Annotated in this window: 18 protein-coding genes; 14 read left to right on the forward strand and 4 right to left on the reverse strand. The window is 37.1% G+C overall.

Going from position 1 to position 15,232, the window contains the following annotated elements; genetic code table 11:
• Window positions 1-121 precede the first annotated feature (121 nt).
• Entirely contained in the window at window positions 122-607 is a 486-nt protein-coding gene (locus ACFX4R_RS02455) for a tetratricopeptide repeat protein (RefSeq protein WP_377568633.1), read from the forward strand.
• Between the two features lie 264 nt (window positions 608-871).
• Here ACFX4R_RS02455 and ACFX4R_RS02460 read toward each other — a convergent pair whose 3' ends face one another.
• Window positions 872-1,066, reverse strand: coding sequence for a hypothetical protein (locus ACFX4R_RS02460; RefSeq protein ID WP_165574832.1), 195 nt, complete (start codon window positions 1,064-1,066; stop codon window positions 872-874).
• A gap of 515 nt (window positions 1,067-1,581) precedes the next feature.
• Between ACFX4R_RS02460 and ACFX4R_RS02465 the strand changes: the two genes are divergently transcribed.
• Complete coding sequence (locus ACFX4R_RS02465) at window positions 1,582-1,809, forward strand: hypothetical protein (RefSeq protein WP_377568636.1); 228 nt, start codon at window positions 1,582-1,584, stop codon at window positions 1,807-1,809.
• A 236-nt stretch (window positions 1,810-2,045) separates the two neighbouring features.
• The gene (locus ACFX4R_RS02470) at window positions 2,046-2,894 is read left to right on the forward strand and encodes a sialate O-acetylesterase (protein WP_377568639.1); all 849 of its coding nucleotides are present in this window, start codon (window positions 2,046-2,048) and stop codon (window positions 2,892-2,894) included.
• 367 nt (window positions 2,895-3,261) lie between these two features.
• Here the strand turns inward: ACFX4R_RS02470 and ACFX4R_RS02475 are convergent, their stop codons facing one another.
• On the reverse strand, window positions 3,262-3,645 hold the full coding sequence (locus ACFX4R_RS02475) for a MerR family transcriptional regulator (protein WP_043981015.1): 384 nt from the start codon (window positions 3,643-3,645) through the stop codon (window positions 3,262-3,264).
• A gap of 108 nt (window positions 3,646-3,753) precedes the next feature.
• Here ACFX4R_RS02475 and ACFX4R_RS02480 point away from each other — a divergent pair, with 108 nt between their 5' ends.
• Window positions 3,754-4,143 carry a carboxymuconolactone decarboxylase family protein gene (locus tag ACFX4R_RS02480; protein ID WP_013058286.1) on the forward strand — a complete coding sequence of 130 codons (390 nt, stop codon included), beginning with the start codon at window positions 3,754-3,756 and terminating at the stop codon, window positions 4,141-4,143.
• A 266-nt stretch (window positions 4,144-4,409) separates the two neighbouring features.
• On the opposite strand, the gene ACFX4R_RS02485 is transcribed toward ACFX4R_RS02480, so the two are convergent.
• Together ACFX4R_RS02485 and ACFX4R_RS02490 are read right to left on the reverse strand one after the other, a co-directional pair.
• Window positions 4,410-5,069, reverse strand: coding sequence for a Crp/Fnr family transcriptional regulator (locus ACFX4R_RS02485; RefSeq protein ID WP_322552330.1), 660 nt, complete (start codon window positions 5,067-5,069; stop codon window positions 4,410-4,412).
• A gap of 96 nt (window positions 5,070-5,165) precedes the next feature.
• Window positions 5,166-5,795: a Crp/Fnr family transcriptional regulator gene (locus tag ACFX4R_RS02490; RefSeq protein WP_080781669.1), complete on the reverse strand. Its 630-nt coding sequence runs from the start codon at window positions 5,793-5,795 to the stop codon at window positions 5,166-5,168.
• 374 nt (window positions 5,796-6,169) lie between these two features.
• Between ACFX4R_RS02490 and ACFX4R_RS02495 the strand changes: the two genes are divergently transcribed.
• From ACFX4R_RS02495 to dmpG, 10 genes are all read left to right on the forward strand, one after another.
• Complete coding sequence (locus tag ACFX4R_RS02495) at window positions 6,170-7,648, forward strand: 4-hydroxyphenylacetate 3-hydroxylase family protein (RefSeq protein ID WP_016765059.1); 1,479 nt, start codon at window positions 6,170-6,172, stop codon at window positions 7,646-7,648.
• An 87-nt stretch (window positions 7,649-7,735) separates the two neighbouring features.
• Window positions 7,736-8,281 (forward strand): FAD synthetase family protein, encoded by a 546-nt coding sequence (locus ACFX4R_RS02500; RefSeq protein ID WP_016765058.1) that lies wholly within the window; start codon window positions 7,736-7,738, stop codon window positions 8,279-8,281.
• Window positions 8,282-8,336: 55 nt separating this feature from the next.
• Complete coding sequence (locus tag ACFX4R_RS02505; protein WP_016765057.1) at window positions 8,337-8,894, forward strand: NADPH-dependent FMN reductase; 558 nt, start codon at window positions 8,337-8,339, stop codon at window positions 8,892-8,894.
• An 89-nt stretch (window positions 8,895-8,983) separates the two neighbouring features.
• On the forward strand, window positions 8,984-9,532 hold the full coding sequence (locus tag ACFX4R_RS02510; protein ID WP_043981027.1) for a 3-hydroxyanthranilate 3,4-dioxygenase: 549 nt from the start codon (window positions 8,984-8,986) through the stop codon (window positions 9,530-9,532).
• Window positions 9,517-10,560 (forward strand): amidohydrolase family protein, encoded by a 1,044-nt coding sequence (locus ACFX4R_RS02515; protein ID WP_043981029.1) that lies wholly within the window; start codon window positions 9,517-9,519, stop codon window positions 10,558-10,560. The genes ACFX4R_RS02510 and ACFX4R_RS02515 overlap by 16 nt, the downstream gene beginning before the upstream one ends.
• The gene (locus ACFX4R_RS02520; RefSeq protein ID WP_016765055.1) at window positions 10,532-11,005 is read left to right on the forward strand and encodes a RidA family protein; all 474 of its coding nucleotides are present in this window, start codon (window positions 10,532-10,534) and stop codon (window positions 11,003-11,005) included. The genes ACFX4R_RS02515 and ACFX4R_RS02520 overlap by 29 nt, the downstream gene beginning before the upstream one ends.
• Window positions 11,002-12,471: an aldehyde dehydrogenase gene (locus ACFX4R_RS02525; RefSeq protein WP_377568644.1), complete on the forward strand. Its 1,470-nt coding sequence runs from the start codon at window positions 11,002-11,004 to the stop codon at window positions 12,469-12,471. Before ACFX4R_RS02520 ends, ACFX4R_RS02525 begins: the two co-directional genes overlap by 4 nt.
• A gap of 24 nt (window positions 12,472-12,495) precedes the next feature.
• Window positions 12,496-13,275: a 2-keto-4-pentenoate hydratase gene (locus ACFX4R_RS02530; protein WP_043981033.1), complete on the forward strand. Its 780-nt coding sequence runs from the start codon at window positions 12,496-12,498 to the stop codon at window positions 13,273-13,275.
• A gap of 23 nt (window positions 13,276-13,298) precedes the next feature.
• Window positions 13,299-14,216 (forward strand): acetaldehyde dehydrogenase (acetylating), encoded by a 918-nt coding sequence (locus ACFX4R_RS02535; protein WP_098779350.1) that lies wholly within the window; start codon window positions 13,299-13,301, stop codon window positions 14,214-14,216.
• A complete protein-coding gene (gene dmpG, locus ACFX4R_RS02540; protein ID WP_043981038.1) occupies window positions 14,206-15,231 on the forward strand; it encodes a 4-hydroxy-2-oxovalerate aldolase in 1,026 nt (341 codons plus the stop codon). Before ACFX4R_RS02535 ends, dmpG begins: the two co-directional genes overlap by 11 nt.
• Window position 15,232: the final 1 nt, after the last annotated feature.

Raw genomic sequence — 15,232 nt, forward strand, 5'->3', positions numbered from 1 at the left:
TAAGGGTAGTTAAAACAAGAAATAGATCTGGATAAAGTTTACGAATACGCTGAATTTCTGGATATGGAAGGAGGTTAAGAGATAAAAAAGTAGTGGGAAAAAGAAGGGTTGGAGATTTAAGTTGAATCACAAACTAGATAAAGCATTAGCGTTACGAAAGGATGGAAATCACAAAGAATCTAAAGAGTTGCTAAGTGAATTAGTTAAGGAATTTCCAGACGATGCTTTATATAACTATCAATGTGCTTGGAGCTTCGACATATTAGGGGAAGAAGAAAAGGCAGTGCCCTTTTACGAAAATGCCATAAAGATAGGGTTACCTTCTAAGGATATGGAAGGTGCAATATTGGGATTGGGCAGCACATATAGAGCCTTGGGGGAATATAAAAAGTCAAAAGATATATTTTTAAAAGGAATGGAATTATTCCCAGATAATCATGTAATTAAAGTGTTTTATTCCATGACCTTGTACAATTTAAAAGAACATAGCAAAGCGATGGAACTGTTATTGAAGTGCTTACTAAATACGACAAATGACAATGAAATACTAAGTTATAAAAAAGCCTTACATTTTTATTCAGATAAACTGGATCAGACTTGGAAGTAGCTTGTAAAATTCACTGAATATAAGTTCGTTTTCTGAAACGAGGAGAGGACTTTTTTTGTAACAATACTGGCAGGCTTCCTGCGATAAAATGACTTTTTTAAATGATAGAGTGTGAAGAAGTACATTTAAACTATAGGAGGCTTTGTTGAATAAGAGAGTCCTTACATATTATATATGTCTAATATGTAAGGAACCTTATTAGAAATAGATTTGAAATATGAGATCTTTGCTTTAGATCTTGCGCTTCTTTCTTTGTTGAAGCACTTATGTTTGTACCACTCTATCTCTATCCTTACTAAACTCTTCTTCAATTAGCTTATCCATGAGAAAATGATAAAAAACGTGATAATTTGTTTTAGTTAGTTTGTCCAGTTCCTGGTGAGTGATAATATTATGTTGGATGAGTAAACCTATAGCAGCTGATATACAATTTACTTTTAAATCTTCTTCCCCAAACATATAAATCACCTTCCCTTATTTACTAAGTAACCTATTTTATATAATAGACATACTTAAAACACGGACTTGTATAAGCTCTTTTCCCAAATTATTGCTCTCGTGCTGATAGAAAATGATAATAAAATGTTCTCGACACTTTTTGATGCATACTGTTATCTTTATATACTGCGCTTTCTTTTCCTGCAAAAAAAACTAAACGATTTAAATTTTCCCTTATTTTGGAATGTTGTATTTATTTTTAACAGTTAGAGAAGCTTTTGAGCGCTCAGTATGTATCTGAATGCCAACACCAAGAACTTATGAACGCCATCCAAGGAAAGTGAATAATGGAATTTATTTTAATTGGTTTCTATTATTTATCTTATGTAAATGCGAAATAAATTGTAGTTTTCCTGTAAGTAAAAAAGGCAATTTTAACTATGTCATATAAACTTCCCTGTAGGTAATTATTAAATTATATGGGGGAATTTACATCTCAATAAAATACTGTTATTACAAGTTAGTGAGGTAGAAGTATGAAAGAAACCAATAGTAAGAATTTAAAATCTGAAATTATAAAAAAGCATGAGGTATTATTTGCAAAGAGACTAGAACTTGAGAGTAAAGCAAGCCGTTTGATGTTAGAAATTAATTTATTAGATGCACAGAATACCCTTGATAAAGTAAATCAATTAAATCAAAAGATAGATGACATAACCTCTGAAATGGATTATTTGAAACAAGCCCTTGAAGCCATAAATTAAGCTATATATCAAAGTGTAACTAATTCTATAAGTATAACCACGAGCAAATTAGAAAAAAGTGATCAACATGGAAGAGAAAGAACCGTAAGAAATAAATCTTACTAAAGTGTATGAATACGCTGAATCTCGAGATAAAATCTTATCAAGACCTAAATCATAAAAAAGCTAATTAAATTATATTGATAAACTTACTTAGTCTAATTAGACTATTGTAAACAAAGAAAGAAGGCGTTTCTATGAAATCCATATTGTTAATTGGACAATCAAATATGGCAGGCAGAGGATTTATTGAGGATGTACCGCCGATTTATAATGAGCATATACATATGTTGAGAAACGGTAGATGGCAAACGATGGCAGAACCACTTAATTTTGATCGTCACATATCTGGTGTTGGACCGGCAGCCTCTTTTGCTCAAGCTTGGACAGAAGATCATCCTGGCGAGTCCATTGGATTAATACCATGTGCCGAGGGAGGAAGCTCAATTGATGAGTGGACAATTGACGGACTATTAACAAGACACGCGATTTCTGAAGCGAAATTCGCAATGGAAACAAGTGAGTTAGTGGGAATTCTGTGGCATCAAGGAGAAAGCGACAGTTACGGAGAACGTTATAAGACGTATGAAGATAAATTGCTTTCATTATTTAAACATTTGAGAGAAGAATTGAATGCACCAGATATCCCGATTATTATCGGTGAGTTGGGGCATTACCTTGGAGATGTCGGATTTGGAAAAAGCGCTGTAGAATATAAACAAATAAACCAGATATTATCTAAAGTTGCCCACACTGAAAAAAATTGTTATTTTGTAACATCAAAAGGCTTAACAGCAAATCCAGATGGCATTCATATTGATGCCGTCTCCCAAAGAAAGTTTGGATTAAGATACTATGAGGCTTTTTCAAAACAAAAGCATGTTTTAGATATTTTGGACGTTGAGCATGAATGGATTGAAAAGGAAGCAAAGCGTGAACTAACTAAAAATGAACGTATATTTGTTGAAAGTATGAAGTTTGCCTTGGGACAAGTAAGTTTTGAGGAGTTTTCTATTAATATCTCTACTATTAATGAAAGTAAGTAAAGCAAAATTAATCCCATTTTATGAGGAGAGATCAATTGATTCCACTTTTAATCTTAGGTTTGTTAAAAGAAAACCCGGTTCATATGGATATGAACTTTTGGCAATTATGAATGAGTGGAGTTAGTATAGATTTGTTAATTATTAAAACTAAAAAAAGGAGAATCCTTTAAACAGGAACTCCAAAAAGCTGGTATTCAAGACACGCAAATTTTTCAAATGCAACTAGCGGAGAAGTTGCAGACAGAGTTTTAGGTGGGAATATTTCAAATCTGCTACATATATAAATTCAGTGTTTTTTGTTTAATGTTATATTAGGTACTATAAAAAAGACCTTAACAGGTGTGTTTCAAGGTCTTTTTTATAGTTGTTAAAATTGTTGGTTTTCCACTGTCTCTAATTTTTTATAGTGCGCAATTTTTTCTTCAATTCTCTCCGAATTTAACTCTAGTTCCTCTATCTTGCCTAAGACATCTTTATAATGTTCCTCTAACAATTCCTTTCTTGCCGTAATAGTAGAATCTCCTTGCTGTCGCAAATCAGAAAACTGCTTCATTTTAAGCATAGGCATTCCTGTAACACGTAAACGAATTAAAAACTGAATCCAAGCTAAATCAAAGTCTGTATATTGCCGATATCCGGTTTGGTCTCTTTGCACATTTTTTATTAATCCAATTTTCTCATAATAACGCAAAGTATGTGTTGAAAGACCGGTCATACTTGCTACTTGTTGGATACTGAATAAATTTTCCATATTAATTATTATAACATGACAAATAAAATGCTTGCTTTAGAGCGCGCTCTAAAGCGTAATATCTAACTTGTAAATAAAATAACTCAGTTGTAAGGAGAGATTCAGTTGATGAATGAACGTTACGAAAATGGTTGGAAAACGTTAATGGAAGTAGATGGAGAGGGTGGGAAACGAGTAATTGAATCATTAAAAGACATTGCTCCTGACATTGGGAAATATGTCATTGAATTTGCCTTTGGAGATATTTATACAAGAGAAGGACTTAACCTACAGCAAAAACAACTAGTTACAATAAGCTCGCTCACGACACAAGGAGGGTGTGAACCACAATTAAATGTTCATATTAATGCTGCGCTTAATGTAGGTCTCACACCCCATGAAATAGTAGAAGCCATTACTCACTGTATTCCATACACTGGCTTTCCTAGAGTGTTAAATGCCATTTTTATTGCTAAACAAGTTTTTACAGAAAGAGAATTAACCGTAACTTTGAAATAAAGGCATATGTATATATGGCAAGGCGATTTTAATTGAACTTTTAAACAGAGGTACGTCTTGATTAGGATAAAATACAATAAATCGTAGTAGTACCCTGAAAAACATGATTTGTGATATAAGGTTAACCTTAGAATAAATAGACTCCTCTTTTAGTGAAAGAAGCTACCGCAAGGTAACTTCTTTTTTTATTTAATTATATTTTCACTTACGCTGTATTTTTCTCCATACCTTCTATGTGCGAAACAGTATCATAAGTATATTTATAATCACATTAAGGGCAGCATTAGCATATCTAAATCGCCTATATTTTTGCTGTTTTGATCTCTTATTTCTTTAAGTTTACTGATGTTTTTAATATAGATATTTTGATTAGACAGCTCAATCAATTTTTCTTTACTCCATTTTTGAATGATTTTATTCACCGTAATGCGGGAAGTCCCAACGTAGCGGGCAAAGGATGTTTGGTTAAAGGGAAATTCCTCATTTTCTTTTACGAGCTTTAATAAATAATGAGCCATCTGTTGCTCAACGGGGAGATTAAGAAACGTAATAATTTCTGCTAGTAATCTAAACTTATAGAGAAGAGAATTTGTAAAGAGAATGACTGCTTTCGGTTCCTCCTCGTATATTTTTAACGTTGTTTCATTAGTAAAATAATATAAAACGGATGGAGCTGTGGTCACGGCCGTTGTTAAATAAGGCTCTTTATTAATACCGTTTTCACCTAATAACATACCCTCAGGTACATAGTTAACCGTACGTTCTGCTCCCTTCTCAGTTAAGAGAGTAATCTTTACGCTGCCTTTATCTAAATAATAAAATCCTTTACCAACTTCTCCTTGATAATAGATTGTGGTGTTTTCTTCTAATTTTATCATCTGTCCATACTTTAAAAAGGGACGCCATATGTATCGAAGGTTTACCATTTAATCACCTTTCTATAAACGTGTATTTTAAACGTACAGAAACATTTACTGCATCGAGCATTATTCCTTACTTTGATAACGTGACCAAAGCGTTTATCACTGAAAGAGATAGTTTTTTAACAGATCCGGGTTCTTAATTAGAAATCTTTTATTTTTACTATCTATTAGTTTTTTCTCTTTCCATTTTTTTAACGTTTTATAAACCGTAATCCTTGTTAAACCGGTACACGTTGCTAAGTCCTTTTGTGTTAAAGGAATTTCATAGTTTTTAAAGTCATGATAGATGTTTAAAAGCACAGCGGCGATTTGCTGCTCAGTAGTTAACGTATGTAAATTAATTTGTTCAGCTAAGATATGCATTTTTTGAATAATACTCTTTGTAATAAGGTTTAGTATAGGCGGGTGAATAGTTATAAGCTTTTTAAAATCGTCATAACTAAAATAATATAGTACGGAATCTTTTACCGTAGTTGCAGTAGTGAAATGAGCTTGTTGGTCCATTGCTTGGACTCCCAACAATTGACCTGGCAATACAATGTTTAACACGCGTTCTTTCCCTAATGGGGTAGAGGTATGGACTTTAATTAATCCACTGTCCAAGTAATAAAATCCTTCTCCTATGTCTCCTTGTTCATATACCACATTTTTTTGTTTCATATATTGCCTTTTTCCGTACATTAAGTAGTTTTTGAAATTATTTTCATGATTGAAGAGAATAGCCATGATACTCACTCCTTAACCAAAATATAAGATACGCCTAAAAAATTGAAAAGACAATTGTAAGATCAAGTAACACACTATAGGGTAGGGCATTTTATTTACGTTACTATAAAAAACAAAATAAGTAAGCGCTTACAATAATGTGCGCTTTATTTGCTCTCTTTTTTAATAAGCCAATATTTTTATAAAAACGTTACGCTCTCTACAATATCTTAAAGCGAAAAATGCGTAAATGCAATAATATAAATTTCTTATTTGAGCTGCTCCGTCTATTCCAAAAATAAAAAACTCCAAAAAATGTTAACGAGACTACACCCCTGAAAAAAATCAAATACTATAATTCAATTAATTACTATTAAACCTTAAGGGGATGAACAAATATGGGGATTCGTACAGGTGCTCAATATATTGATGCATTAAAATCACGCCAGCCAGAAATTTGGTTAGGGGGCAGAAAAATTACAAATGTATTTGAAGAAAAGGTGTTTCAACAGCCTATTTTAGAAATTGCGAAGTTGTACGATATGCAACATGACCCGGCTTACCAAGAGAAAATTACTCATATTTGCGAAGAAACAGGTGAGAGAATATCAAATGCCTTCTTAATTCCTAAAAGTTACGAAGACTTAGTAGCTCGCCGAGAGGTGTTTGAAGCATTTGCAAAAGCTACCTTTGGACTGATGGGAAGAACACCGGATTTCTTAAATGTGGTAGTCACTTCTTTATTTCATAATGCTAGTTTCCTAGATCATTACAATGAACAATGGGGCAAAAATATAAGAGATTATTACCGTTATATTCGTGATAATGACTTGTTTTTAACTCATGCTATTATCAACCCGCAGAACGACCGAAGCAAAGCTTCCCATGAACAGCAAGACCTCTTTACTCATTTAGGTGCTGTCAAAGAAACGCCGGATGGACTTGTTGTAAAAGGAGCTAAAATGCTAGCTACACTTTCACCTATTACCGATGAAGTGATTGTTTATTCGTTCCCAGGGTTTAAACCTGGCGATGAACGTTATGCACTTGCTTTTGCGCTGCCGATTGATACACCGGGACTTCGAATTCTTTGCCGAGAAGCTATGCAAGACGGAACAAGATCAGTGTTTGATCATCCGCTAGCCTCTCGATTTGAAGAGATGGATGCAGTCTTGATTTTTAACGATGTGCTGATTCCTTGGGACCGAGTGTTTTTATATAACAATATTGAAGCTGCCAATCTTCTTTATCCTAAAACAGGAATCGCTCAGCAACCGGCACATCAATCTGGCGTAAGAGGATTAGTTAAACTTCAATTTGCAACGGAAGTAGCTTGTAAAGTAGCGGATGCAATTGGTGTAGACGGATATCTAAACGTTCAAGAGAGCTTAGGGGAGTTGATACAGTCAGTAGAATCCATTAGGGCTTTGCTTCGAACATCAGAGTATGAGTATACGATTAATGAAAAAGGAGAAGCTCTTCCAAACGAAACGGCTTTAGAAACAATTCGTGGATTGCTTCCTAAAATGTACCCTCGTGCTATTGAAGTCATGCAAACAATTGGTGCAGGCGGCTTGCTTATGTCTCCTACAGGAGCGGATTTTGAAAATCTTGAATTAAGAGAGGATTTAAATCGTTATTATGGAGGCCGAGAAGGAGTGCCTGCTGTAGACCGTGTTCACTTATTTAAATTAGCGTGGGATTTATGTGGAGAAGCATTTGGCCAAAGGTTACTTCAATACGAGAGATACTATACAGGAGATCCAATCCGTAAAAGAGCTATTTTCTACAATAGCTACAAGCGCAGCCATTCATTTGCCATGGTAGATGCTGCTTTAAATACAGAAGTTAAAAAGAAAGAAGTAACAAACAGCTGATACCCATACTCCTTTTATCTAAAAATGAACTTTGTTAATAGATACAGGGTCTAGGTTCATGACGTTCTTAATAAGGGAGGTGTAAAGATGCAGCGGTATGAGGATGGAATACTAACTTTACCAGCATCAGTAATAGCTATAGGTGCATTTGATGGCGTGCATCAAGGACATCAAGCAGTGATTAAGCAAGCTGTAACTCGAAGCAAAGCTTTAAAGGTACCTAGCGTTGTTTATACATTTGATCCTCCTCCTCGCTTTCATTTTCAACAAGATCAAGTGTTAACGCCTATTGATCAAAAGGTACATCTAATAGCAGAGTTAGGAGTAGACTACGCAGTTATTATCCATTTTGATGAATTATACGCTAAGCGGCCATCAATTGATTTTATCAGTAACTTAAAAAAGCTTAATCCATCGGAGATCATCGTAGGCAACGATTTTCGTTTCGGCCGAAATAGAGAAGGAGATATTAAGCTGCTGGCAAAGCACTTTCTAGTAGATATCATCCCGCCTGTCTGTTGTGCAGAAGGAACAAGAATTTCTTCTACTAGAATTCGCCAGCTAATCCAGCAAGGCGCAATTGACCAATCAAATGATTTATTAGGCTGGTCTTTGCAAAAGGAATATGTATAAAAAAATGAGTGTTTGAAGATAAGTATGGAACTTTTTTAAAAGGAGGAAAGTGAAAATGAAATTACTAGGCATATCAGGCACGATTATAGGTTCTAAAACAGGCGCTGTTGTTCAACAAGTATTAGAAGAAGCTAAATTGCAGCATCCAGATATCGAAATTGAATTTTTAGATTTACGAGATTATACTGTCCAATTTTGTGATGGCCGCGATCCCTCTGCTTATTCAGAAGATACTAAAAAAGTCATTGAAATTATTTCTAGCGCTGATTTTTATGTAATTGGTTCACCTATCTTCCAAGGATCAATCACGGGTGCTCTTAAGAATGTATTTGATTTAATACATCCTCGGGTTTTCCGAAATAAAGTAATGGGGTTCATCGCCACAGGCGGTACTTATCAGCATTATTTAGTCATTGAAAATCAGTTAAAGCCTATTGCGGGTTACTTTCGTGCTTTTGTGGCACCGAGTTATGTATACGCTCATACGACTCACTTTAACCAAAAGAATGAGGTAGCCGATCCGGAAGTGTTAGGTCGCATTAAGAATTTAGCAAATGAAGTCGTCTACATGCAGAAAAAACTAAAAGTAAGCGAGCTGGAAATCCTTACTTAATCACATTTTAAGATTTTAATATTTTCAAGTGTAATCAAACTAACTTTTATTTTTTGAAAATTAAAATTTATTAAAAGGAGATTATCTCAATGACAAATACTATTCAATCATCTAAACCATTAAATCTTTGGAAGTTTATCGAAGATCATAAAGATCAGTTAAAACCACCTGTAAACAATAAAGTGATATGGAAAGATTCAGAATTGATGTTTATGGTCTTGGGGGGACCCAATAAACGCCGTGATTTCCACGTAGATCCTTCCGAAGAGATCTTTTATCAATTAAAAGGTGATTGCTATGTTGAAATCATTAATGAAGAAGGCAAGCGCGAAGTTGTAACGGTGAAAGAAGGAGAAGTGTATTTACTTCCTCCAAACGTTCCGCATTCTCCACATCGTGTAGCGGATACAATCGGTATTGTTATCGAGCGAAACAGAAGTGAAGGGGAGTTAGAAGACTTTGTATGGTTCTGTGATGAATGTGATGCCGAGATGCATCGCGTGAAAGTTCAGCTAACCAATATTGAAGTTCAAGTAAAAGAAGCCATTCAGGAGTTCAACAGCAGCTTAGAATTACGCACATGTAAAAAGTGTAATCATGTTATGGCACCGGAAGCGAGTGAATGGAAATGCGAATAGATTTTCACACACATATCATTCCGGAAAGTTTCCCTGATTTTGCTCAAAAATATGGCGGTGAGCGCTGGCCCGTGCTAGAACGTACATGTACATGCGGAGCATCGATTATGGTCGGAGGGAAAAACTTCAGAGACGTAACCGACCAAGTATGGAGCCCTGAAAAACGTATAGCTGACATGGATAAAGAAGGAGTAGATATTCAAGTGTTATCTCCTATCCCTGTTACGTTCTCTTATTGGGCTCAGCCCGAACATGCATTAGAAATGGCTAAAATCCAAAATGATTTTATTGCAGAAACAGTTGCTAAGTACCCTGATCGCTTTGTTGGGTTAGGGACGGTTCCTATGCAAGACGGACCTACGGCTGTTAAAGAAATGGAACGGTGCATGAATGAATTAAAACTGCATGGAATTGAAATTGGGACAAACGTCAATGGTCAAAATTTAGACCATCCGTCTTTCATTGAGTTTTTTCAAATGGCTGAAAGGTGGGAAGTGCCCATTTTCATTCACCCGTGGGAAACGTTAGGCCGTGATCGAATGCCAAACCATAACTTTATGTATACCGTAGGAATGCCAAGTGAAACAGCACTAGCGGCTGCAACGCTTCTATGGAGCGGCATTATGGAGAAATTCCCTAAATTAAAAGTCTGTTTTGCACATGGAGGAGGATCTTTCCCTTATATTCTTCCTAGATTAGATAAAGGGTGGGAAGTGTGGCCGCACCTTAGACTGACAACACATCCTCCTAGTTACTATGCAAAGCAATTTTATTTTGATTCGTTAAACTACGATCCACTGAATATAAAGTACATGATTGAACGGTTTGGACATGAAAAAATCTTTATGGGATCGGATTATCCATTTTTACTGCGTGAAGTTGTTCCGGGAAAAGTTCTGGATGAAACGCTGGATTTAACTGAACAACAAAGATTAGATATGTTAGGTGGAAATGCTGCGAAGTTTTTAAACATCGGGCAAGAGAAAAGGAGTGACATTTATGCCAACAGTACAAACACCAGAGAATAGATTACAAGAACTTGGCTTAACGCTGTCAAAGGTTCGTCCTTCAGTAGGAAACTACGTCAGCTGTGTACGAACAGGTAATTTATTGTTTACTGCTGGCCAAGGGGTAGATCAATATCACGGCAAGTTAGGCAAGGATTTAACAATTGAAGAGGGATATAAGGCGGCTCAGCAATCCGTGCTGAATGTATTGAGTGCGGTAAGTTACGAGTTAGACGGGTTAAGCAAAGTGAAGCGTGTCGTTAAAATTCTTGGTTTTGTAAATAGTACAGAGGACTTTACGGACCAGCCTAAAGTAATGGATGGCGCTTCAGACTTGCTCGTAAAAGTATTTGGGGATAAAGGGAAACACGGCCGTTCAGCTGTAGGAATGGCTCAGCTCCCGAATAACACAGCTGTAGAAATTGAAATGGTTTTAGAGATTGAGGATGAGGAGGATATCCGATGAGTAAAGAGGCAGTTATTGAAAAAATGACGGTAAAAGATGCAAAGCTTTTTATTAATGGAGAATACGTAGACGCTCTATCCGGTCAAACCTTTGATACCTTTAATCCAGCAACGAATGAGAAATTAGCTTCTGTAGCTAATGGCGGCAAAGAAGATGCAAAGCGCGCTATTGACGCAGCTCAGCGTGCATTTGAAAGCGGTATTTGGAGCAAGATGCCTGTTGAAGAGCGCTCTGCCATCCTTTGTAAAATGGCTGACTTAATTATGGAAAAAGTAGATGAACTAGCTTATTTAGAAACGCTAGATGTAGGAAAACCTATTAAAGAAAGTCGAGAGTTTGATATTCCACGAGCAGCTCAAAACTTCCGTTTCTTTGCTGAAATGGCTAAATATATGGTGCATGAGCATTACGAAAAGCATAATGTCATGTCCTATGCCAAGTATTCACCAGCGGGAGTTACAAGCCTCATTATCCCTTGGAATCTACCATTTATGCAGATGACATGGAAAGCTTCAGCTGCTTTGGCATCTGGCAATACAGTGGTTATTAAGCCCGCTTCTTATACACCGTTAAGTGCAATAATGCTTGGAGAAATTGCTAATGAAGCTGGATTGCCTCCTGGTGTATTGAATATTATTACAGGTCCAGGGAATACGGTAGGGACTATTATGTCTACTCACCCGTCCGTTCGCCGTATTTCATTTGTAGGGGAAAGTAATACAGGAAAAACGGTCATGCGAAATGCAGCAGAAAACCTGATTCCTGTTTCGCTAGAGCTTGGAGGCAAATCAGCCAATATTGTATTTGAAGATGCGGATTTGGATGAAGCAGTAAAAGGATCTATCGAAGCAATCTATCGAAATCAAGGAGAGATATGCTTAGCAGGTTCTCGTTTACTTGTACAAGAAAGCATTTATAAGCAGTTTCTTGAAAAGTTCACAGTAGCGGTAAGAAATATTAAAGTAGGCGATCCTCTGAGTGAAGAGACAAACATGGGAGCACTTGTATCACAAAGTCACTTAGAAACGGTCGATGAATATGTCCGAATTGGTTTGGCGGAAGGAGCTAAGCTGGCATGCGGAGGAAAAAGAGTAGAAGGTTTAGAAACAGGGAATTTTTATGAGCCGACTGTTCTTTACGACGTAGATAACAAAATGCGTGTAGCTCAAGAAGAAATTTTTGGACCTGTACTTGTTGTTATTCCATTTAAAACAGAAGAGGAAGCAATTCAAATTGCCAATGATTCTATTTATGGATTAGCAGGGGTTGTCTGGACAAATGATTTACGAAGAGCACAACGTGTTGCTTCTGGAATTACTGCTGGATTGCTTTGGATCAACTGCTGGTATATTCGTGATTTAAGAACGCCGTTTGGCGGAGCAAAAGCAAGTGGAATTGGTCGTGAAGGCGGCCGACACAGCTTTGAATTTTATACAGAAGCCAAAACAATTACAATGAAACTTTAACTCTATAAAAGAGGTGATTAACGGATGCGTACACTTATTAGTGAGCTTGCAGAAGAACTTTTAGAAGCAGAAAAGACGAATCAGCCAATTTCTCCTATTACAGAACGACATGCTGCTTTATCAGTAGCTGATTCTTACCATATTCAATTAGAGATTGTAAAAAGAAAGCTGGAAGAAGGAAAAAAGATTGTTGGTAAAAAAGTTGGTCTAACCAGTAAAGCCATGCAAGATATGTTAGGCGTTAGTGAGCCTGATTATGGACACTTATTTGATGATATGAAAGTAACGGATAATGAAATAATCAACATTCATTCAATGGTGGCTCCAAAAATTGAAGCGGAAATTGGGTTTATTCTAGAAGAAGATTTAAAAGGGCCTAACGTTACCTATTTGGATGTCTTAATGGCAACGAAATACGTGGTGCCGACCATCGAAGTCATTGATAGTCGCATTGCCGGTTGGAAAATCAAATTAGTCGATACGGTTGCAGACAATGGCTCTTCTGCCAAAGTAGTGGTAGGGAATAAATATTCCACAATTGAGCAAGCCGATTTACGTACGACTAGTATGATTCTCTATAAAAACAAGGAGCTTGTCGCAACAGGAGCTGGGGCAGCTGCCCTTGGGCATCCGGCACATGCGGTTGCATGGCTGGCAAATAAGCTATCTGATTTCGATATTTGTTTAAAAGCCGGCGAATTAATCTTACCAGGGGCTCTATCTGCAGCAGTACCAGTTGCGAGCGGGGATGCAGTAAAAGCAGAATTCGGTTCTCTTGGTTCAGTATCCGTACGTTTTGAATAATACCGGAAAGAAGGTGAAGAGTAGTGGGAAAAGTGAAAGCCACAATTATTGGCTCAGGAAATATTGGGACCGATTTGATGTATAAGCTTCAGCGCAGCGAATTTATCGAGTTAACAGCTGTTCTTGGAATTGATCCGGATTCAGATGGTCTAAAAAGAGCGAGAGAAGCAGGGTATCAAACATACAGCAATGGAATAAAAGCCCTTGCTGAAAATCCAGACCTGGCGGAAATTGTGTTTGATGCTACATCGGCTAAGGCTCACGTTAGACATGCAAAGATTTTAAAAGACTTAGGAAAAATGGTCATCGACTTAACTCCCGCTGCCAAAGGACCTTTTGTGTGTCCTCCAGTTAATCTTGGAGAAAATCTTGAATCAGAAAATGTAAACATGATTACGTGCGGCGGCCAAGCGACGATTCCTATCATTTATGCAATCAACCAAGTTGCAGATGTAACATATGGAGAAATTGTAGCGACTATTTCTAGCCTAAGCGCTGGACCAGGAACACGAGCAAATATTGATGAGTTTACTGTTACCACAAGAAAAGCTATTGAAAAAGTAGGCGGTGCAGACTGCGGAAAAGCTATTATTCTCTTAAATCCGGCTGATCCACCTATTTTAATGCGCGATACAATTTATTGTAAAGTAAAAAATATGAATAAGGAAGCTATTCAAAAGGCTATCAAAGATATGGTCAAAAAAGTACAAGAATATGTACCAGGCTATAATTTAAAGCAAGAACCATTATTTGATAGTAATCAAGTAACAGTCTTTTTAGAAGTAACTGGAGCCGGAGATTATTTTCCTTCTTATGCCGGTAACTTAGATATTATGACGGCTGCTGCAGCGAAGGTTGCGGAAGATTATGCCCGCTATAAACTCGAAGAGAGCTTATATGGAGGAATAAAGAAAGAGAGGGCTATGACGAATGAAACGTAACAGTGATAAGCCTATTAAGATTACAGAGGTCAGCCTCAGAGATGGAAGTCACGTAGTCAAACACCAATTCACAGAAGCCCAAGTAAAAAGTGTCACGAGAGCGCTGGACGATGCAGGGATGCACTATATAGAGGTTAGTCATGGAGACGGGTTAGGAGGCTCGACTCTGCAATACGGAAAGTCTCTCGTTGACGAAATGAAATTAATTGAGGCTGCGGTAGAAGAAGCGAAACAAGCCACCGTTGCGGTTCTTTTAATTCCGGGAATTGGAACGGTACATGAGCTGAAGCAAGCAAATAGCCTTGGGGCAGGCTTAGTCCGAGTAGCTACACATGTGACGGAAGCAGATGTTTCTGCTCAGCACATTGAATATGCTCGGAAACTAGGGATGGAAACCTTCGGTTTTCTAATGATGGCCCATTCAGCACCCGTAGAAAAGCTTGTGGAGCAAGCAAAGCTAATGGAAAGCTATGGAGCACAAGGAGTTTACATAACTGATTCAGCAGGAGCTCTTTTGCCTCATGAAGTTCGTGAACGTGTTAGAGCACTTCGTCAATCCCTTCAAGTTGAAGTAGGTTTTCACGCTCATAATAATCTTTCGTTAGCTGTTGCAAATACGCTTGCTGCTATTGAAGAAGGCGCTACTAGAATAGACGGAAGCGTTCGTTGTTTAGGAGCCGGAGCAGGTAACACTCAAACTGAAGCATTGATAGCCGTATTAAACCGTTTAGGAATAGATGTAGGTATTGATTTGTATAAAATAATGGATCTGGCTGAAGAAGTAGTAGGACCTATCCTGCCAGGCTCTCAAGAGATTCGAAAAGGCAGCCTCGCAATGGGTTATGCAGGCGTGTATTCCAGTTTCTTACTTCATGCAGAGCGTGCTGCAAAGCGTTTTAATTTGGATTCACGTGATATTTTACTTGAACTTGGTAAAAGAAAAGCAGTCGGCGGTCAAGAAGATATGATTCTAGACGTGGCTGCTGAGTTAGCTCAAAGAAAGGTGGAAATGTGAT

Origin of the sequence: Priestia sp. YIM B13490, from assembly GCF_042787735.1 — a bacterium.
GTDB lineage: Bacteria > Bacillota > Bacilli > Bacillales > Bacillaceae_H > Priestia > Priestia megaterium.